This window comes from Vibrio sp. RE88, assembly GCF_013113835.1.
Taxonomy (GTDB): Bacteria; Pseudomonadota; Gammaproteobacteria; order Enterobacterales; family Vibrionaceae; genus Vibrio.
The window spans coordinates 186,000-206,023 of sequence record NZ_VTYQ01000002.1 but is presented as its reverse complement, the minus strand read 5'-3'; the positions used below and the strand labels follow the sequence as shown (position 1 = coordinate 206,023).

Annotated in this window: 23 protein-coding genes and 2 pseudogenes; 6 read left to right on the top strand and 19 right to left on the bottom strand. The window is 44.1% G+C overall.

Annotated features, from left to right (window positions below; translation table 11 throughout):
• Positions 1–10 precede the first annotated feature (10 nt).
• Entirely contained in the window at positions 11–826 is an 816-nt protein-coding gene (locus tag F0265_RS04490; RefSeq protein WP_171747969.1) for a GPO family capsid scaffolding protein, read from the bottom strand.
• Between the two features lie 134 nt (positions 827–960).
• Between F0265_RS04490 and F0265_RS04485 the strand changes: the two are divergent.
• From F0265_RS04485 to F0265_RS04475, 3 genes and pseudogenes are all read left to right on the top strand, one after another.
• A pseudogene (locus tag F0265_RS04485) lies at positions 961–2,721 on the top strand (terminase family protein).
• Positions 2,722–2,742: 21 nt separating this feature from the next.
• A complete protein-coding gene (locus F0265_RS04480) occupies positions 2,743–3,714 on the top strand; it encodes a phage portal protein (RefSeq protein WP_171747968.1) in 972 nt (323 codons plus the stop codon).
• Between the two features lie 249 nt (positions 3,715–3,963).
• Positions 3,964–4,536, top strand: coding sequence for a hypothetical protein (locus F0265_RS04475; RefSeq protein WP_171747967.1), 573 nt, complete (start codon positions 3,964–3,966; stop codon positions 4,534–4,536).
• 264 nt (positions 4,537–4,800) lie between these two features.
• Here the strand turns inward: F0265_RS04475 and F0265_RS04470 are convergent, their stop codons facing one another.
• From F0265_RS04470 to F0265_RS04395, 16 genes and pseudogenes are all read right to left on the bottom strand, one after another.
• Complete coding sequence (locus tag F0265_RS04470) at positions 4,801–5,322, bottom strand: hypothetical protein (RefSeq protein ID WP_171747966.1); 522 nt, start codon at positions 5,320–5,322, stop codon at positions 4,801–4,803.
• A gap of 2 nt (positions 5,323–5,324) precedes the next feature.
• Positions 5,325–5,870, bottom strand: a complete 546-nt coding sequence (locus F0265_RS04465; RefSeq protein ID WP_171747965.1) for a lysozyme — start codon at positions 5,868–5,870, stop codon at positions 5,325–5,327.
• Positions 5,867–6,109 carry a hypothetical protein gene (locus tag F0265_RS04460; protein ID WP_171747964.1) on the bottom strand — a complete coding sequence of 81 codons (243 nt, stop codon included), beginning with the start codon at positions 6,107–6,109 and terminating at the stop codon, positions 5,867–5,869. The genes F0265_RS04465 and F0265_RS04460 overlap by 4 nt, the downstream gene beginning before the upstream one ends.
• A gap of 151 nt (positions 6,110–6,260) precedes the next feature.
• Positions 6,261–6,785 carry a hypothetical protein gene (locus F0265_RS04455; RefSeq protein WP_171747963.1) on the bottom strand — a complete coding sequence of 175 codons (525 nt, stop codon included), beginning with the start codon at positions 6,783–6,785 and terminating at the stop codon, positions 6,261–6,263.
• The gene (locus tag F0265_RS04450) at positions 6,775–7,263 is read right to left on the bottom strand and encodes a hypothetical protein (RefSeq protein ID WP_171747962.1); all 489 of its coding nucleotides are present in this window, start codon (positions 7,261–7,263) and stop codon (positions 6,775–6,777) included. Before F0265_RS04450 ends, F0265_RS04455 begins: the two co-directional genes overlap by 11 nt.
• The gene (locus tag F0265_RS24520; protein WP_216607783.1) at positions 7,205–8,230 is read right to left on the bottom strand and encodes a hypothetical protein; all 1,026 of its coding nucleotides are present in this window, start codon (positions 8,228–8,230) and stop codon (positions 7,205–7,207) included. Before F0265_RS24520 ends, F0265_RS04450 begins: the two co-directional genes overlap by 59 nt.
• Positions 8,227–8,757: a hypothetical protein gene (locus F0265_RS04440; RefSeq protein ID WP_171747961.1), complete on the bottom strand. Its 531-nt coding sequence runs from the start codon at positions 8,755–8,757 to the stop codon at positions 8,227–8,229. Before F0265_RS04440 ends, F0265_RS24520 begins: the two co-directional genes overlap by 4 nt.
• On the bottom strand, positions 8,739–9,782 hold the full coding sequence (locus tag F0265_RS04435) for a baseplate J/gp47 family protein (RefSeq protein ID WP_171747960.1): 1,044 nt from the start codon (positions 9,780–9,782) through the stop codon (positions 8,739–8,741). The genes F0265_RS04440 and F0265_RS04435 overlap by 19 nt, the downstream gene beginning before the upstream one ends.
• Positions 9,779–10,180, bottom strand: a complete 402-nt coding sequence (locus F0265_RS04430; protein WP_171747959.1) for a phage GP46 family protein — start codon at positions 10,178–10,180, stop codon at positions 9,779–9,781. Before F0265_RS04430 ends, F0265_RS04435 begins: the two co-directional genes overlap by 4 nt.
• Positions 10,177–10,770: pseudogene (locus F0265_RS04425) on the bottom strand (phage baseplate assembly protein). The gene F0265_RS04430 and the pseudogene F0265_RS04425 overlap by 4 nt, the downstream one beginning before the upstream one ends.
• Positions 10,763–11,701 carry a phage tail protein gene (locus tag F0265_RS04420; protein WP_171747958.1) on the bottom strand — a complete coding sequence of 313 codons (939 nt, stop codon included), beginning with the start codon at positions 11,699–11,701 and terminating at the stop codon, positions 10,763–10,765. The pseudogene F0265_RS04425 and the gene F0265_RS04420 overlap by 8 nt, the downstream one beginning before the upstream one ends.
• On the bottom strand, positions 11,698–12,888 hold the full coding sequence (locus F0265_RS04415; protein ID WP_171747957.1) for a DNA circularization N-terminal domain-containing protein: 1,191 nt from the start codon (positions 12,886–12,888) through the stop codon (positions 11,698–11,700). The genes F0265_RS04420 and F0265_RS04415 overlap by 4 nt, the downstream gene beginning before the upstream one ends.
• Positions 12,889–13,328: 440 nt before the next feature.
• Positions 13,329–14,645: a hypothetical protein gene (locus tag F0265_RS04410; RefSeq protein ID WP_171747956.1), complete on the bottom strand. Its 1,317-nt coding sequence runs from the start codon at positions 14,643–14,645 to the stop codon at positions 13,329–13,331.
• Between the two features lie 170 nt (positions 14,646–14,815).
• Positions 14,816–15,175, bottom strand: a complete 360-nt coding sequence (locus F0265_RS04405; protein WP_171747955.1) for a terminase family protein — start codon at positions 15,173–15,175, stop codon at positions 14,816–14,818.
• 9 nt (positions 15,176–15,184) lie between these two features.
• On the bottom strand, positions 15,185–15,436 hold the full coding sequence (locus tag F0265_RS04400) for an ogr/Delta-like zinc finger family protein (protein WP_171747954.1): 252 nt from the start codon (positions 15,434–15,436) through the stop codon (positions 15,185–15,187).
• Positions 15,437–15,461: 25 nt separating this feature from the next.
• Positions 15,462–15,680 (bottom strand): hypothetical protein, encoded by a 219-nt coding sequence (locus F0265_RS04395; RefSeq protein WP_171747953.1) that lies wholly within the window; start codon positions 15,678–15,680, stop codon positions 15,462–15,464.
• A 236-nt stretch (positions 15,681–15,916) separates the two neighbouring features.
• On the opposite strand from F0265_RS04395, the gene F0265_RS04390 reads away from it, so the two are divergent.
• Entirely contained in the window at positions 15,917–16,267 is a 351-nt protein-coding gene (locus F0265_RS04390; protein ID WP_171349065.1) for a hypothetical protein, read from the top strand.
• Between the two features lie 377 nt (positions 16,268–16,644).
• Here F0265_RS04390 and F0265_RS04385 read toward each other — a convergent pair whose 3' ends face one another.
• The gene (locus tag F0265_RS04385) at positions 16,645–17,193 is read right to left on the bottom strand and encodes a hypothetical protein (RefSeq protein WP_171747952.1); all 549 of its coding nucleotides are present in this window, start codon (positions 17,191–17,193) and stop codon (positions 16,645–16,647) included.
• 144 nt (positions 17,194–17,337) lie between these two features.
• The gene (locus F0265_RS04380; RefSeq protein WP_216607782.1) at positions 17,338–17,877 is read right to left on the bottom strand and encodes a hypothetical protein; all 540 of its coding nucleotides are present in this window, start codon (positions 17,875–17,877) and stop codon (positions 17,338–17,340) included.
• A gap of 632 nt (positions 17,878–18,509) precedes the next feature.
• Here F0265_RS04380 and F0265_RS04375 point away from each other — a divergent pair.
• Both F0265_RS04375 and F0265_RS04370 read left to right on the top strand, forming a co-directional pair.
• Positions 18,510–18,752 (top strand): DUF4177 domain-containing protein, encoded by a 243-nt coding sequence (locus tag F0265_RS04375; protein ID WP_171747951.1) that lies wholly within the window; start codon positions 18,510–18,512, stop codon positions 18,750–18,752.
• 199 nt (positions 18,753–18,951) lie between these two features.
• Positions 18,952–19,983 (top strand): tyrosine-type recombinase/integrase, encoded by a 1,032-nt coding sequence (locus F0265_RS04370; protein WP_171747950.1) that lies wholly within the window; start codon positions 18,952–18,954, stop codon positions 19,981–19,983.
• Positions 19,984–20,024: the final 41 nt, after the last annotated feature.

Below are 20,024 nucleotides of genomic sequence, written 5' to 3'. Positions count from 1 at the left end.
CAGACTGGCGTTATAGGTACCGCTCTTCTTCGCTGTCCTGACCTGCTAGCTTGCGCGGTGTTTCGTCAGTGATTTGGCTAAGCGTTGTCGTCATCTCCGACATCTGAGTCGACAACTGCTCCACCTGACCTTTGAGTTCATCGATCTGATTGCTTTCAGGCTCCTCTTGATCAACCTCTGGCTTTTTCTGTGTGGAGAGGCTTTCGACCAACAGGCCTAAGTTGGTACTGAGTACCTTGTTCTGCTCGATGCTTTGTTTGAGCAGCTCTTCAGTTTCTTTACTCATTTCGCTTTCTTCCTCTTGTTGCGAGAACTGCTCAGGAGACTTTTCACCGCTGAGCCAGCTTTTGAATTTCTGGAATAAGGAGGCATCACTTTCTGGTTCTTCTTGCGAAAGCGCTTGGGGTTCGATGGTAAACTTTGAAAGTACGTGAACCTTGCCATCGTCCTTGCTAGAGAGATGGATTTGAGTTGTACCCAGTGATGCGGGTTTATCGGTCAGAGCCAGTCCGGTTAAATAGGCTTTCTCAGTGTTAGAAAACTTCTCAATGAACTCACAGGATGTATGAAGTAACTGGCCTTGTTCCGTCATGCGTAGCAAATGGGAGTTAGGTTTAATAACAGCAAACAACTTGTCTTCACGCTTCTCTACCGACAACACCGAACCAAATTTGTAGCTCCAGTCATAGTGCTCTTCATTAATGCGTGCGGTGTACACCTCTGGGTTGTAGGTCTCTGCGATTTCATCAATGATTTTCTGTTCAATAACGCGACCATCAACGGTTGTCCCTGCCTGCAAAATACAAATCGGCTCTGACTGAAACATGTCTAAACTCTCCTGAATTCGATGATTTCAATCTAACGAAAGCCTTCCTCTTTTTGTATTCATCCTGATTCTAGATACCCGATATAGAACTCTCGCAAGCTGAGTAATGGCGGGCACTGTAGCACTATGCTGGCATGGAGACGAATGCAGTAACCAATCTGAACCAGCCGCTATACACACCAGCGCAAACTCAAGCGTTTGGTCTGTTCTTACGCCAGCGAAAGCCGGCAGAAATCGCGGATAAAATCGGTGTTGCCACCCGAACGGTTCAGCAATGGATATCAAAATTTGGCTGGAAGGAAATGCGGGATGATTTGCCCGTAGAGCTCATGCTGCGTCAGAGGATCACGTATCTGATGTGGGTTGACCAAAAGCTTGAGTGTCAGGAACGCGAGCTGAAGATGCTACTCGATCAGCACTACAAACGCGTTGAAGCGGAGAATAAGCGAAGTAGACCAGGCACATCCGTCGAAGGCAAAAGCCCTAGAGGTCGCAAACCTAACAAAGTTAAGAATGACGTTTCGCAGATCACCAAAGAGATGCTTGATGAATACCGCGAGCGTACTTTCTTTGAGTACCAGAAAGAGATACACGCTCACAAGCTCGATGATGACATCAACGAAACGCGTTTCTATCTGAAGTCGCGCCAGATTGGCCTCACCTTCTACTTCGCGTATGAAGCGTTTGAAGACGCGGTGCTTAATGGTGATAACCAAGTCTTTATCTCTGCATCGAAAAAGCAGGCGTACATCTTTAAAAACTACATCCGCAAGTTTGCTCTCGAGATTGGTGAAGTCGACCTCAAAGGCAAAGATGATATTGAATTAAGTAATGGCGCCAAGCTGGGCTTTATGTCGACCAACGTTTCCACCTCTCAGGGTTTCAACGGCCACATGTATTGGGATGAGGTGTTTTGGATACCCCGCTTCGCTGAGTTGGATGACTACGCGGGCGGCATGTCGATACAAGCGAAGTTTCGTACCACTTACATTTCGACGCCTTCCACGATGGCTCATGAAGCTTATCCGAAATGGGAAGCTAAGAAAGAGCACCGTATTGATATCAGCCACACCGCGCTGAAAGATGGGGCGTTAGGTCCTGATTTTATCTTCAGGCAGATGATCACCGTTGATGACGCGATGAAGAAAGGCGCGACCTTCTTCAACATGGAGTAGCTAAAGCGTAAATATCCAGTTAAGGAAATCTTCGACAATCTACTGCGATGTAAATTCTTGGATGACAGTGCTTCGTTCTTTTCACTAAAAGCCCTTCTCGCCTGCAAAGCGGATTCCTCTCTATGGAAGGAAGTTGACCACAACAAGCCACGCCCCGTCGGTGACGCGGAAGTGTTAGTCGGCTATGACCCAAGAGGTGGTGGTCAAGGAGAAGGATCCGATGATGCGGGTTTAGTGGTCTCACTTAAGCCAAAAATGAAGGGCGGCGTTTTCCGCTTCATCGAGCGCTTAAGACTCAAAGGTTCAAGCTATGAGCAGCAAGCTGAAGCCATTCGCGGGATCACCGAAAAATACAATGTAGTGCACCTCGCCATCGATACCAGCGGTGTAGGTTCTGCCGTGGCTGAGTTGGTTAGAAAGTTCTATCCGTCTTTGCTCGAACTGAACTACTCACCAGAGGTAAAGCGGATGATGGCCTACAAAGCGCGAGAGATTATCGGCGATGGTCGACTGCAGTTTGACGCCGAATGGGATGACCTGGTGCATTCTTTCCTGATGATTCGCCAGCAGACCACCAATATCAGTAACCAGGTTACGTTTGTCTCTAACCGCAGCAAGATAGGGTCGCATGCTGACCTTGCCTGGGCTTCAATGCACGTGATGTGCTGGGAGCCAATTGATATTAACAATGACGACGATACCACCGTTGAAATTTTCTAAGCCAAAGAGCGGAGAAACAAAGTGATTGAGATTGAATTTTCTAACCCTGTCAGCGTGATGAACAGCGACATCCTAAGTTACCTTGAAACGGCTTTGGTTGATGGGTTATATCAGCCACCTATTCCATTCGACACCTTAGCCAAAGCGCTGCGCGTTAACCCGATGCACTCGAGCGCGATTGAGTTTAAGCGCAATACCCTCGCCTTTGCTGTGAACGTTTCATCAGTATTATCCCGTCGCGACCTTAAGCGGTTTATCCAAGACTATCTCACCTTTGGCAACGGCTATTTCCAAATTGTTCGCTCACACGCGGGCAAAGGTCCTGTCGTTCAGGTTAAACACATTCCCGCTCTGTATATACGTCGCCGCGAGGACTTGGGTTATACCTATAAACCAAAAACTTACGAGGATGATGGCAGAGTTGAATTTAAGGAGGGGCAAATCTTTCATCTCTCTGAATATGACGTTGCTCAGGAGATCTATGGGTTACCCGGTCACGTAAGCGGGCTCACCTCCATCTGGCTAAATGACGATGCCACTTTATTCCGCCGCCAGTATTACCGCAACGGCCAACACGCGGGTTACCTGCTGTATATGAATGAACCTAGCATGACGAAAAAGCAGGAAGACGAAATTAAAACCAAGCTTCAGGCCAAAGAAGGCATGGCGTTTAAGAATATGTTTGTGAATGCGCGAGGCAAAGACACTAAGGCGCCGGAGCTTAAGCCAATTGGCCAAGTAGAAGCAAAGGATTCGTTTAAGGAGGTGAAGAACCAAACTATGAATGATGTGCTGGCTCTCCACCGTGTCCCTATCGAGCTGATGAGCGTTCGCCGAGAAAGTATTACCTCTCTCGATCTCAACAAGGTTGACTGGCTATTTCATAAGAATGAATTGCTGCCGATGATTGATGCGCTGCAGGAGTTGAATGAGTTTGTGGGCAGTGAGGTGATTAATGTGAAGGAGTACAAGAGCCTAGAAATATCATCTTAGAGTTTAGTGCAAAATCAATATATCCAAACTACCCTTTATCCTACTTGTTTTATATGTAATTGAGAGGGAGAATCATGAAAGTCATAGTTCTAATAGCAGTTTTAATGAGCCTAACTGCTAAGGCAGACACAAGTAAACCAGTAGTGATCTATGAAGATATCAAGCGGCTATGCCCAGAATGTGTTCCTAGAAGAGGGGGCATTGGATGCAAATATAATTGCCCACTAAAAACTGATTAGGGAAAATACTATGTCTCTGTCTTTTGAAGAAAAAAAACATATATCTGACATGTTGACGTCATGGTTAACCATTCTTGCTATTGGTATCGGTGGGTTTTGGGCAATCTTACAATATGTGGAAAACCAAAAAAAAAATAGAGTTCAAGAAACGTTAAAGTATGTGCATATTTATAATTCTGGAGAAATGCACAAAGCTCAGAGGACGATAGCTCGATTTTGGGATGTCAATTCTACAGGATATCAGGTGGCTGAAGAAGAAGCGGACCTAGAAAAAAGTGACCGTGCTATCGCCCAATTCATAGTTACTAAGCTATTAAAGGAATCTCATAAGCCTACTGAAATGAGCATTTGGCTCGTTGTTGATTTCTATGAGAGTTTGATGGTTTGTGTCAGCCAAAAGTTATGTGATCAGGATACAGCTTTAGCTTTTTTCGGAGAGCAAGCCATTTATGACTACAACTCATTTCATCACTATTTTGAGTTTGTCAGAGGAACTAGTGCTTACTTTAACTATGACCAGCCCGGTGATAAAAACTATGCACTTGAGTTTTATCAGTTCACTAAGCTATCTTCAGAGCAATAGTATGGCGGATAAAAAGCCGATTTGTTTTTATTTCTAGCATTAAAACAATATGTCAACACGTGGCGATATAAGCCCATCGACAAGATCTTGAAAGAAACTAGGCTCCAAATGGAGCCTAGTTTATTAGAGAGCTTCTAAGTGAGCGCTTTAGTCTTGCAGGATTGAGAGCTGGGATTTTACAGAGCGGATCTTGTGAATGGTTTTATAGCTACGCTTTTCTAGTTTATCGCTCATTCGTAACATGCAGCGTAGACAGATTCCTCTCTACTGCAGCGAGGGTCTGAGTTGTGCTGTTATCCATATTTGTAGCGATAGCAGTTGCTGAGCGTTTTCAGCACAGGTTTGAATGTTCGCGACATCTTCCGCTAAGACTTCAGCGTCTCTCTCGTAACTTGTAGCGGTTTTGGTGGCACCATCAGAGACGGTGGAGGGCTGCTGAATACCGATTGCTCGATTATGTGCTCGCACTGCGTCGGCTCGGATGCGTAACCAATCAGCATCATTAACAACACACTGCTTGTCACTATTCTTTTGAACATACTTGATTACCTCTTTTTCGATAGTCCGGTACCGTATTTCCATAGCTTGTTTTTGCTCGGCCAATTCCACAGCCAAAAAATAAGCTTCCTCTTGTTTTTGTTCTACTTTGTCCCATAGGGCATTTTGCGCTGTTAGGACCTTAGCTTCTGTAGTCGTTACGCCGTAGTCATATGAGAAGTAAGCGACACTACCAAGAACGGCAGCAAAAGCAGCTGCTTTAAACAGGGTTAGATAATGACTTAACATGGTTACTCTCCTTGCCAACCGTTTAAACAAACGTCTTGCTCTTTCCTTCGACGTTTAGGAATACCGGCACAATTGCTTCTTTCTAGTCGGCAATCTTTACCATTCACAAACACCCACTGCGGATACTCATTACAAGCACCAGTGCGATCACCCCGGTTAAATTTTTTCAGCAACGTAGAGCGAGCGAAGTTACCTGCACCAAGGTTATAAACAAAGCTCACCATCATGTCGTACTCGCCTTGGTTTGGTGCTTGGATGATACGCTTGTTAACTACACGTTCAGCGGCAGATACGCTTTCAACAAAGCTTTCAGCGGCTTGCTTTTCGGTAATATGCGTATCCTTAGTCACGCCTTTGGTATGACCTAGACCGACCGTCCAAACGTTCGCACTACATTGGTAGGACTTAAGGCGGCAACCTTCCTCGTTAGCGATATGGCGTAAACCGTTTTCACTAACGCTTAGCTCTGAATCGATAGTAAATACAATGGCAAGAACTGTAGTGACAGAGCACACTACCGCCTGTATTGCTTTGATTTTTAGGCTCATAGTGCACCGTCCTCTTGCGAGTTCAGTTTTTCTAGCTTGGCTTGGTTGAGTTTGGTGGCAACGGCATAGTGGCGAATAGCCATGACGCCCGAAACGATGCCTACTGAGATTGCGATAAGCTGGGCAATATCGTTCACACCGAAACTGATTAGGGTTGCACTAACAGACGTTAGAGTTTTCTTTAGCCCGGTAATATCTAGCAAAGAAACCACTAACGCTTTTACCTCTGTTTGATTCATTGATTTTTCTCTCGTAACTAATGATTAGTGCCCCACAAAACCAGTGTATGGCGCTGAGATTTAAAGGGTACTGATGGTATTTCTAGTGCGGAGATATAGAAGTTTGGGAAGGCGGAAAGAACAAACCCAGCATCTAGGCTGGGTTTGGTGGTTAGTTGGCGAAAGTCCAAACAATGCTTTGTTGTGGGGTTGGCATCCAGTTTGGCAACTCTGGCAACGATATATAAGGCCAATTGTCTTGCGAAGGCCATGCAGCAAGCTCATGGCTTTTGGCTATCGCTTCACTTTGTTGTTCGGACGTTACTGGAATATCGTCAATCGTTGCTGTGGGCGTGGTGTATTTATCTACGTGATTACGCAGCTCATCGCGCAGCTTGCGCGCCTCTTTCTTATCCCAAAACAAGATATCCGCGACCACCCAAGCATTGCCCTCTTTGAGTAACTGATCATTAATGCTGCACTCTAAAGGCTGGCAATTGCCGATATCGACAATGTGTTTACAACTGGATTCGTCAATAAACCATTGCTTGTTCTCACTGGCATTGATGAGCTTACCATCCATCAATCGGAGTAAATGAATATCCACTCCTTTAAATTCATCGGGGATCATGATACCAAAATCACCGTTATGCTTACCTAGTACCAAGTCGTTCCGCACCATTAATTTAGTAGCCATAAACCCTCACTATTTTTTCGAATGTTTGTAAATGTGGAGTCGGTTCGTCATAGCCCGTGGTGTTTCTACCATTGCCATGCGCCACAGGAAAACGGCATTCATAGCGGTTCAGTCTATAACTTTTATCAAACGAAACTGGGCAAAGCACCGCGTCTTCCCTCATCGCTAACACCGTCACCACCATGGAGTCGTTCCAAGCATGAGAGTCAGAAACTGACAAATGCCCTTTCTGCTCAATTGAGTCAGAAACAGGCGTGCGTGACCAGTTTAATGGCAATTCAAATGCCCCTACCCAATCGTTACCAGAGGCTTGAGAATCTGCCGAATTCGGCATGCCATCGTAGGTTAGATGAAATGTTTCTGACGTATTGATAAGCGGAGTAATCGTCCCGTTTTCAATCTTGGCAATCAAGGCATCATCATAAGTGGAATCGAACTTCAGATAAACCGTCGGGATTGTAGTCAGTGTGTCCGACATACCAGAGATGCAAACCTTTTTCGACGCTAAAACGGAGGTGGTAAGTCAGGCTCAAATCTACAGTAAAATTGCGCGTCAAATTTGACGTATTGACATCGCTCCACCCTCTCATTCGAATCACTTGATTATTCGCGACCGTCAATGTCGTACCTGATAGTGAAATGGCGAATTTCTTATGATCGGTCAGAATTTCAGGATAAAGCGGCAACTGTGCCATTTGTTTGCGATTGGCAACCAGTTCCCCCGATTCGTCATAAAGCGGCACGTGAGCTTTTACATAGCCATAATTCCATGACATTTGAGTCTTATCACCACGAATACGCATATGAAAACTATGTGCAGGCGCACCGTCCGCAGGTTGAGTACAGTAACCAAGATGCACTGAACCAATATCGCCGCCACCTGAGTTAACACCACAAGCCATATTAATGTAGTTCCAGTAGGCATCTGGCTTTAGATTGCGTATATCAAATACTGCCATTGATATACTTTCATAGTTTAAAGCTATTGGTTGAGTAATGGTCCCTCCAATTTTGGGCAAGTATTTAGGTAAGAAAAGCTCAGTTAATTCCGTCTCAGTGACAAACTCACTGTGTTTGAAAATAACTTCTCCAGCTTCACCCGAAATCGCTGCTTTGAGTGTTACCATGCCGCCAATGCCCTTCGGTAGGGCGACTTTTGGTGTCGAGCACTCGATCACAGATTGGTTGTTGTTATCAAGCACATGGATTTGATGTAGGTACTCATCAAAGTGCTGCTCAATGGGAAGGTTCAAGATAAAGGTTAAAACGCCATTGTCATCGTAGTAGCTGGTTTCAATGGTGTTCTCAAAAAATGAATACAGTGATTCACTTGGTGCGTCATGGGTTAACGCGCCAATGAGCCGATACTTGGTTACAGTATTTTTCAGCTCACTGTTTAATATGCCTATCCCGTGCTGAGTCGGAATAGCTTGCAGTGTGCTCATTCGGTATCTCCTATTTCAAGTTGCCAAGTAATGGCAGTGCGGCACAAGATTTGAGTTTCAGCGTCTATTTCTAACTGTGAGCTCAACTCTGGCTTTATCGTTAAGGCGGTGGCCTGTTCAAATTGGGTTTCGGCTTCCAGTGGGTAAAGCCAGTGAAACTCGGTATGAGGTAATCGGACATTTTCAAATGCATTGATGGCTGCACCATTGTCATAGCTGAAGAGGTCAATCAAAATCAGATTGGGCCTTTTCACATCGTCATACACCAAACCATTTGAGCCCATTGTTCCAAGCAGGCTTTGATAATCGCGAATCTTCCAACCAAACCCTTGCTCTTCAAACTCAGTTAATAGCGATAATTCAATATCGTCATGGGTTTTCTTAAAGTCTTTCGCTATACCGTTAATGGTATGGGTCAGCTCTGCGTTCTCGGTGTCTTGCCAGTATTCGCCTTGAGGCAGTAACCCACGGTAAGCGTCAGCAAAATCCCCTTCGCTGTATTCAATGATTAAGTCGGAGGTGTCCATGTGACGCCTCCTAGTACATGAATCTGGTTATTGTCGATAGCAACTTCACCCACCGGGGCTTTGACAATAAAGTTGTTGGTCACGGTTGAAATGACTAACACAATTTCAGTGTTGGTGATGGATTCAGGTTTTTTGGTATCAGGGGTTATCTTACCCATTTTCCCTTTGACAAAGTTTTCAAGGGCAGTGACCACATCATCACGAATCGCTAGGTCTTCAATGCCTTGAATCTCTATAGCGAGTGGGGCTTTTTCTGGGAGGTGAGCAAACGGATGGCAACCCGCGAGTCGATTAGCTTCAAAGGTCTCTTGTACAAGGGTGACCACTTCACCGCTTAGCGTTGGGTCGTTCTCACGTGCGCCAATGTAGACCTCTACCATACCGCGCTCAGGCGTGTTATCGAGTGCCCATGCAAAATCAACATCAGAGTGAGCCGACACTGCCCAGACTTCGTAGTCTTCTGACTTGCCGATCAGCTCGTTCTTCTCGAATGCCACGATTACTCGCGCTCGCCAGTGCTCTAGCTCTTCGATATCTGCACCACCTTCAATACCAAGCGATAAGATATTATTAGGGTCGATACCGCTTAGCCCTTCGGTTAGGGCGAGTTTGGCGCCGTTTGGTAAATTGCTTGCTGTCCCTGATTCAAGTGCAATGACGTCTACAGGCACGTTGCTGTACTGCTCTTTAGTGGTTTCGTACTCTTTATCACCGTAGATTAGGCGAGTGCCTTTCGCGATAACCACGGTTCCACCTAGCTCAGTAAACTGCGCCGTACCTTTTGCAAAGGTTGGTAGTAGGCGTGGTGTATTGTGGCGATTAGCATGCAGGTATAGCCACGCTTCAGAGCAGGTTTCAGGGTGCAGTTGTCTGAAAAGCAAATCTTGGTAGCCATATTGTCCATAGCTGATGCCAGCAATGGCAGAGGCTATCGCTTTGGTGGCTGGATTGCTTTGTCCTGTTGCTGCCGTCAGGTTGGCTTCAGCACGAGCGATTAAGCTCTCAAGACTCACTTGTGTACTCATTTATCTACCTTCGATAGTGGAACATCAAATGTGGAGCCGTCAGTTAGGGTTATCATGACATTACGGCCCATTTTGTTTGGTTTCTCTCTCCAAACAGTGACTTCAATGGTTTTGGCGTGACCTTGTTGAATTAACCAGGCGAGGGCTTCTTCATAAAAACGTTTAGCAAGCCTTAAGGTTTCGTCGGTTAATTTGGCTCGTTTGAGTGTCCAATCCCGAGAGCCGACAATCTCTATAAGTTCATTACTCCAAGTACCGCCGCGCTCATTGTTGTCCATTCGAGCGCGGTCATTCTTGGTTGACTCGGCGTAGTTGTAGACGCTTTGCAGTACCGCATGGGTCATGCCTTCTTTGGAATCTACTGACTCGGTAAGCGCGTTCAATTTAAAATGGCTCATGCTTTGTTGGGCTCCCGTGTCGTTTTGATTGCACTGTCGTCTTCATAGTCGTGGTCGTGCTTCTCGACTTTAACGCCGCCGAACGTACCAGACTTGCCACCGACAGAGCCTGCAACTTCTGCATTCTTCGCCACACTCAGATTGCCGCCTATATCGACATCATTAGAAAACGTGGTTTTGTCAGCAATAACGTTTACCTGTGGCGCCTTAATAGAGACTTCATTCGCAGCTAGGACATCGACCTTACCTTTGGTGGCGTAGACCTTAATGCCTTCCTCGGTTTGATGGATTAAGTTGCCCTTGTCATCGAGCATGGCGACCTCACCGGGCTTTAAGTCGATTTGGTAGCGCTCATCTTCAACATTGACGGTAATACCACGCGCGGTCACACCACCGATAAACAGGTTGTAAGCTTTGGCCTCTGGTAGTGGTGGCTCATAAAGCCGTAATTGTGGACGCGTTTAATTCGGTCATTGGTGCGGCCTGTTGCCGTTCTGATTTGCAACATGCCTGTAGTTGCGCCTGTCACCGTGCCTGTACCGATCACGTTCTTGATGCGAGCCATTATGCTGGCGCTGAGTACTAGACATGGCTTTGCTCCTTAAACGGTCTGACCAACTCAACGGAAGTGCTCGCGGAGCTTTCGGACACCGATAGGCCAAGTGATTTAATCACCAACATTTCACTGAAACTCTGCTCTTTATCGATCACTCGAATCACTCGGTTTAATCCATCAATCGCAAGCTGAGGAAAGATATCGGCGACTGACGTTGAAGCGGTCAAGCTTTCTGCTATCGCTAAGTCACGTTCATATTTGGCGCGAGATAAACACGCCGCACTGCTTTGAAGCTGGTCACAGGTAATGACCATCGTGCGCGAGCTATCAATGTTTGGGGTGGTAATCTGGGCACTGGCATCATCCCATTGACCCTGCACATCAATGGTATGAAACTGCTTATTGAAGGCGCGTCTTATCTTTAAGCTGTCTATGTTGTTGCCTGTTTCAAGGCCAATATTGTTAATCGTTGCATGCGCCGTGTTCTCTATAGTCAATACACCATTTCGCTCAATGAGCATGTACCCTTGCTCACGGATGAGCTGAGCAACATTTTCAACCGGAGACTCGGCATTAATCTGAAACTCTTCAATCTTCGGCATGCCTTTAACGAGGCTCTTTACCCCTAAACCAAATGGCTTTGCCAGTTTTCTAAGCAGTTCTTCAACATTGAGGTTGTAAAGCGCATCCATAGTGATACGCGAGTCAATCATGTTGGCGCTCTTGGAACGTCCCACGATTGGCATAGTTAAAGCGCTTGCGCCTGTCTCGCTCTCTGCTTCATCTATCTGACCGATTAAGATGGATTGGTCATTTAGGAAGAACTCTACCGACAACGGGCGATCAATGTTTATGGGTTCAATCGAGCAGTTGAATGTGTGGGCCAATTGCTCTGTTGAGTAGTTCAAATTGGCTTGGTAGAAAGTATGCGGCTTTCCGTCAATGTACATCGTGAGTTGATTCATCGTGCATCCCTCACCGCGATATCACCACGGATAAATAAAGGGTGCTGAAGTGCATTCATTTTGGTAATGACGTTCTCATTGGTGTACTCGTCATGGGCTATGGTCAGCGCCGACTTAAAGTGAGGTGATTGCACTGTTCTGTGTGCTTTGGTTCCCTCTGCTACTTTGTCGTGCTGAGTCTGCACATTGCTTTTTAGTGATGTGAGTGCGTCATAGAGCTCTATGCTTTCTTGCGTTGAAACTTGAGTGGTTTCCTTGATGCGGTCATCAACGCTGACAATTAGAGTTGAGAGATCACTTTGAATAATCTCTGGTTGCTTTTGGGCTAGGGTGATCTCAAAGCTGTCATTGGCTTCTAGGTCAGTCACGTCTTTACTCATCTTCACCGCGCCCGTCACCATCTGTACGTTGTGGTGGTTGGCTGGGCTATCGGTTTTTACTTCGCCAAGCATCAAAGCTTGAGCACTGCGTGAGTTATCGACGGCTTCACTCTCAGAAGCTGGCTCTGATTGAACACCTTCAGACACCGTATCCACAGCGCTAGAAAACAGGTCAGCGAACTCAGCAGGGTTAGTGCTCAAACTGCTCACGGCAGAGAAGGCTTCATTTATCGCTAGGTTAATATCTTGCAGCGAATCATCGGCTAGGTTTAGGCGATTAGTAATATCAACCAACACATTGAGCGCACTGGTTGCGTTGTTTTGTACTTCGTTGATTTGAGAAACATCCAGCACTTTCACTTCTTCAACAAATGATTGCTTAGACAGGCTTTCTACGATGTCAGCTTGTGCTTTGGTGCGTACTGTTGTCGGTGCAGTGATGGAAGGCGAAGTACCGGCACGGACAAACTTCAGACTCAGCGTCACTAAACCTTTCTTGGTGTTAATACTGAGGGAATGTTCCTCGAACACTAGCACCAACTCTCCTAACCAGGGATGCTCGAGTTCTCCTTTTGGTTGCAGCTCCAGGCTTTCAATGAATGCATTGGCGTCAGCTAGTGATCTTGCACCTACGAATATAGATTCGATAGTAAATGTTCGGGCTTTGGTGCCCATGACTTTGATGTGCGGTAGTTCAGCGTAGGGGATTTCACTCACTTGTAGACGCTTACCACCATCAAAAGAGGTAGACAGGATGTTGAGCTTCAGCCCATTCCATCTAGCGTGCTCGTGTTGTCGTTCCCACATCAATAGCCTACCAATCGAAGAAGAAGTTTGGAGTTTAAAGAGCAGAGATTATTTAGCTGGTGAAAGTGGGCTTCCAGCCCTTGTTCGGACTCACCCCTCCCCCCGCGCTAAAATTCCGCACTGTAATTTTGCGATCCTAAAAGTGATCGCGTTTCGCTAGGGTTAGTAAAGCACAACCCCCGATGTATCTACACCGAGGGCTGTTTTAGATGGGCGATCTAGAGATCGTCGGAGATCGTTTTTGTGCACTAAGTGAACTTTTGATTGTGGTTTGGGTTGAGAGCAAATAATTTGAGTTGTTTACACAAGTTTATTCACTTCAGAGCATTACAATTTTCTTTTCTACATGGAGCTTTTAAGAGCACAGACGTCAATCATCGATCTTTGCCAATCAAAAAGAATTTACGAACCTTTTTGGAGAGGTGTTCTCATTAGAGTGGTTAATCAACCTTATTAAGATTTTTATACTCTTCAAGTTCTTCAATTTTATTAAGTTCTTCAAGCTCTTCAAGCTCTTCAATTTTATTAAGATCTTCAAGTTGTTTAAACGCTCTATCTACTTCAAGCCTTGGGTCATCAAGAGCTGGAAAAGCATTAACGCGCTCAATTGCCTTGTTGATTACCTTATCTTCCTTATTCACTTTTATTTTGAATAAATCTTCAAAGAATGTAATCAAGGAAATAACATTCTTTTTTATGGCCGAGTGTTGACTGATGTAAAAAACCTCTTTTATGCCATTTATTCTTTCCACCCTATAGATATCGTTGTGGCGATTAGATATAAAATTAAGCAATAAGTCATATACTTTTGCAGTATTGATACTACCAGGTTTATTTACCAAACTTTTATCGTTGCCGCCTGCCGCGGTTAAAGGATTTTTACCACCGAGACTTGCCCAACCAGCCGTTTCTCCATCCATGCCATTGCGTAATTTGACATTTTCTCTATGAGTATAGAGTTTGAGCTTGGATTTTTGAGCTTTAACATCCTCATAACTGGACTTTCTATCCTCCAGATTCTCTTTGCCCCAAACGATTGTGCTCAGTTTGATTTCTTTATTATTGCCATAAATAATGCCACCCTTGCCAAAATTGCACAGTAAGCTCAAATAAATCCAGTTTTTTATATCCCTAGTTGTTTCGGCAATAAATAGTCCTCCATAAGTGCGCACGATCAAATTTTTTTCACGCTCTTCTAGGTCGTCCCATAAATTTCTGTTTGATTGAATATTGTATTCATGGCCACGCCTAGCCATACCGTAAATAATGGTGATAAGTGCAGAATAAGGCCAGCCTTTAACATATAGCTTTTGCTCCAAATTTCTAATTTCACGACCCAAAGACTCATAATCGGACGGCAATAATTCCCCATGCCATCGTTTAGAAGGGGCAATACCAATATGACATTGGTGAGCTTCACAACAAAGCTGATATCCAGATATTTTGCAAATCGGCTCAGGTAATACCATCTTTATTTCTTCTATAAAACCTTTGCACTTTTCATCATCCTTACATCCTCTCAGGTCAACCTTATTTTTATGAAGAAGCTTCTTATACTTATCTTTCTTTATCTCATCGTCACTAAATTTATCTTGATTAAAGTAAGCTTTAACTTTTTTATATTTCTCTATACTTTCATTAAGTAATTCTGGCACAGGAACATGTGAAGAAACCAATTCCAATGCACAGATAAGGTCACGATGAGAAATTAAACTTTCACTTTCGTTTAATATGAGTTTTTTTCCATATTTATACATTTTGACACCCTGTCTTAAACCTAAAATTTCATATTAAATTAAACATGGTAAATAAAATCGGTTAGACCTATAGATAAATAGGGGGAACTGGCGAAATTAGGGCTGGTAGGCCCAGCACTATTGTATCTTCTTGTTAAAAACTCATGTCGCCCATAGATTTTCAATGTTATTTATTCGATAGATACAAACGCTGCCTTATGCTTTTTCAGCATTGTCCAAGATGATACGAGGTTACTAATATAAGAGAAATTATCCTCATCAAAGCAATTTATCACATAGGCATTGCCTGAGTGACCACCCGCAACTTTACTATCGGTTTGCAAGAACGTCAGCGTTGCGCCATTTGGCAGAACAAATGGGTTGCCAGATAAGTTCAAACCTAATGAACTCGCCAAGTTAGCAATATGATTCTGGATCTTCTCGCTATCTTTGGATGATGCTGACAAAAAGATCTGGTTCTCTTGAGTGAGCATTGCATCACCAAGCGCTTGTCCGCTGAAGTAGAGTTCAATTGATTCTTTGTTCATCATTATCCCTCCTTAATTGCTTTGAGGCTCTATCTGAAAAATATCCATCTGGTCCAAATCTCCCTTGCACAACTCAGGCTGTAGTTCTGGATCAGGTTTATCGCCGCTAGGCTCAATGATTCGATGTACTGAGGTGTAGGTTACAAAGACGGTACCGCAGTTTAGATTAAGGCACTGACAATACGCTTCTCGAGTTTCTTTACTCATCGCCCGGGAGGTAGCTATCCGGGCTTTGCTTTCACATTTTGGACATGTGATTAACATGGCAACTCCTTTTCAGTAATTGCGCTTAAAGCCTGAATTGCGGGCTTTCGACTTCATCAGCCATTTCAATAATGGCCTTAATCGCTTCTACTTTCTCGCTATCAAGCTCGCCTTGATTGTCAGCAACAACTAATCCCATTAAGTAAGCACCTGCCTGGGCGCGGTTTTCACCGTTCGTACTCAATGCGACCCCGTCGAGAATTAGCTCCAGTGCTTGCTGGAAAAGCTGTTTATTATTAGACATATCAATATCCTTACCAATGACATCTAAAATATACTGTATGTTTATACAGGTCTCTACCTGCGTTTTGATGTCTATGTCACTGTATAAGGAGTTCATAGCATTGACAGAAAGGTGCCAGTTACACATGACGAGATAATTGTCACATATATCCATGTGATCATTGATATGAATAACCATTATATATAAATTGCTAATGCAATTATTAACTCAAGTTTTTGTATTAGAAGGAAATTATAATGAAAAAGCTAACTGCGTTGTTGCTATCTACCGCTCTTGCACCCGCTGCTTTTGCAGACCCTCAAGGTGTTGATGAGTACGTACAAGGAGTATTTTCTGGTTATGCAGAAGGTATTGTATTCTTTAAAGTGAACAGAGAAGCTACTAACCCAGCAAAATGTAGTTCTACAGAAGGTTATGCGATTCTTCCTTCTCAGGACACTGCCAATGCTATTCCTGTACTACTTAATGCCATGGACACAAATAAAAGACTTTATGTTGCTGTAAGTCGAGACGTTTGTTACACAAGCAAGCTTGTAGGTACTGTCAATACGTTCCCTGTTGCTCAGTACATCGGTGTTCAAAACTAAGATTCTAGTCTTTGGTGGCAGGGGTGGACGCACTCTTGTTACCAATTTCTCTTAGTTGCTAAATATCAACCTGCTAGTCGTACGATCAAAATCATTTAGTTATCCCATCGGTACGATATTCACTCCAGCAAAAGCCATTAATCCCCGCCACTAAATGGATAATAACCGCCCATTTCTCAGTTGAACGGACACGTATTTGTCTATCGGTACTTTCGCACCGAGCTGCAGAGGTCTAATAAGACATTTTACGCCTTGTGAACTCCATCCTGTCATGCGCCTGAGTTGCTCAATTAGCGCCGAGTTACTGTTATTTTCAGTGCTCCAAGGTCGAAAAAGGCGGCAAAACGCCGCCTCAATTGAATGTCAAACACGAAGTCCTATGCTGCTGCTTCTTCGTTAACTTTAACTCTTTCAAACTCGTACTTGCCTTCACTAGGATCACTAACCCACAAATGACCGTACTTAGCTCGAACAGCTACGTAACCTTCAGATTCATTCTCAACAATCCAAGAAAGATCGTCGTTAGTATTGAATGTACAGGTATATTTTCCATCGGCCGTTCTAAGAAGAAGTGTCATGTTTGATACACCATGGAAAAGACTGCCAACTTTACTGGGGTTTAAATAATCGAATGGATTAGCCATAGATGTAGAGTAAACACTTTCAACTTCACCCGGATTTACAACCATAGCGTTTTCTTCAAAAAACTTCGCGATGCCCTTGGCAAAATCAATACTCCAACTTCCCATGGCAGCGGTTTTGTATATGCGAATGAGGTCGCTGGAAGTTTTAATTATTCCTGCACCACTAAAAGCCATCATGGCAGCAGAAGTTAGAACATCAGCTAGAACCCAATCTGTATTTGGCATAACGATACATTGTATCGGTTGATTTGAACTATTAGCTAAATGAATAGTATGTGACATTTTAATATTCCTTTTGTTTTACGAGGCACTTGCTAAGAACCTATAAACCTAACCAATTAAACGCACACATCATATACAACAAATGCATACCAAATTAACTTAGTAGCTAACCTAAATTAAGCAAGGATTTCTTTCTAATAACCTCTAAACTGATTGAATCTCACCTAAGTACTCTGCAGTCACATTTAGCCAGTAATCCCGTTCTCTCTCATCAGCTTCACGTATTGGAATTGAGGATAAAAGTACACTCTTCCAGTAACACTGTTTCTCAATAAACTGCTGATGCTGCACAAAATACAGAGTATCAGCAGTAGACTTAATGTCGTCCATTTCAATATCTCTACACTCCATCGGCCACCCTCGAGCACCAGCAGCCCAGAGCATAAACTTATCTACCTTTTGTCTCGCATCCTTACCTTCGAATGTAATGCAGAATCTATTGTTTGAACTGGCATGCACTCCCCGCTCTTGAATTACTTGGTGAAGCTTCTCGGCTTGCTTTTCTAATCGTATGATTCGATTGTATAAGCGGTTCTGGTACTCCTCAGGTTTGTTTTGTTTAATAGCAATCGACTTAGCTTTAATGGTTTGAGCTTTGGCCGCCTGAAGTTTCCGCACTTGTCTTTTAATCGGCTTCTTCCATTGCTTAAGCTTGTACCCCAACTCTTTTATGATTGCAGTCATGTTGTCGGCTTCAAAACTTGCTAACGTTTCCCAAGCAGGAGCTCTCGAGCATTTAGCAATTGCATACCGATTTCCTTTAATTAACCCTTGGCTCTCATTGGCACCATAGTAAACTGGGACTTTTATTATGATCGAGATAGTATATTCGACATATCTCTTCCCTCACTATCAGTTAGGGAACGGGTCGAGTTAGAGCGATTGTTGCCACAAGGTGACCTACACGCAATAAAAAGCTGCTTAGGCTATCAAATTTCTAATGATGTCGTCGAGAATGATATTTTATTGAAGAACTTCATTGAATACCATGCTCGCTTCCCTTGGTTCGGAAAAATCGCAATCTAGTACACAAGCGGTCTTAAAATAGACCGCTTTTTCTTGCTCATGGATTGTTTGAGCAAATGAATTTTATAAGCTTAAAGGGACACACTTCAGGCTTCAAGGAGTAGGCTTTCCACAAGTCAAAGACTTCCCCCCTTCCTCAAAAATCACACTCTTCCTTATACAATGTGGCATTAGTTAAATAACTAATTGATTAATTAGGTGATATCCTAGATGAGAAATCCCATTGTGGTAGAACACATTAAACATCCTAAAAAGGCTTCTAATGAGTTCTACCACATAAGAATTTCTATATGTTCAAATATAAAATGGTGCAAGTTCTACCCAACATTTCTGTAGACATGAAAAATCACACAGGAAGCGAAGCGGCTGTTTACTTAGAGAATGTTGTCAACGAGTACGCCGAGGATGGATGGGAGTTCCACCGCATCGACAGGATTGGTGTAGAACTCCAGCCTGGATGTTTTGCTGCCTTGAGAGGTCAAAAGGCTGAGACCAACATTTACTATGTTATTACCTTCAGAATGGAGGTCTAGATTGGTCTGGTTCTCAATACGCTTTGACTGCGCTTAACACCCTAGCGCAGTTTGCGATTTCGCTTCCAGCATCCTTGCAACCAACGTCCGACCTTAAGCGCTACACTTCCCACATGTTCGTTTTTCAACATTCAAACATTGCCTCCAATAGCACCACCCATTAACCTGTATAAAAATACAGTATTGGTGTATTTTACCTATGTCTATTCGAAACCTAAAAGATGGCTCAAAAAAACCATGGCTATGTGAGTGCTACCCAAATGGCCGCTCTGGAAAGCGAGTAAGAAAGCGATTCGCGACAAAAGGTGAGGCTTCAGCCTACGAACGCTTTGTTATGCGAGAGATTGAAGACAAACCGTGGGCGGGAGACAAACCCGATCACAGAAGGTTATCTGAACTTATAGACATTTGGTATACGCGCTATGGCGCAACGCTCGCTAACGGAGCTGTTGTTTGTAGCAAACTACAAAAGATGTGTGATGCTATGGGTAACCCACTAGCTAGCCTTCTAAACGCTAGGTTGTATTCAGACTTTCGCAGTCAGCGCATGCATGGGCAAATTAGCTTTGTGGATGAACGATGGCAAAAAGGTGCGCCGAGCATCGCTACGCTTAATTCTGAGCTAGCTCGCTTTAAAGCTGTTTTCAGTAAGCTGAAAGAACTGGGAGAATGGAAGCTCCCAAATCCAATTGAGGATGTTAAGCCTTTTAAAGATCACGAGCGCAGCATGGCTTTCTTACATAAAGAGCAAATTTCCCTTCTATTGGAATTAGTCGCTCTGCACACTAGAGAGGATATGCTCAAGATAGTTAAGCTTTGCCTTGCCACTGGTGCGCGTTGGAATGAGGCTGCGCAACTGAAAGGCTCTCAGCTCAGCAAATACAAAGTCACCTATACCAACACTAAAACTAAGAAGAATCGCTCTGTACCCATCTCTGAAGAGCTTTTTCATGAGATCTATAAACCAACCTCAGGTAAGTTATTCGAAGAGTGCTACACACCCTTTTGCTACATCCTTAAGAACAAACTCGGTATTACCCTGCCCTCTGGCCAAGCTTCGCACGTTCTTCGCCATTCATTCGCCAGTCACTTTATGATGAACGGCGGTAATATTCTGGTACTGCGAGACATCCTTGGCCATGCAGATATTAGTATGACCATGCGCTACGCTCACTTCGCCCCCGATCACCTATCAGAAGCGATTACTCATAACCCACTCACTCACTTGTAGTTGTCGCCACAAAAAATTTTTCGCTGGCTGTCGCCACTTTG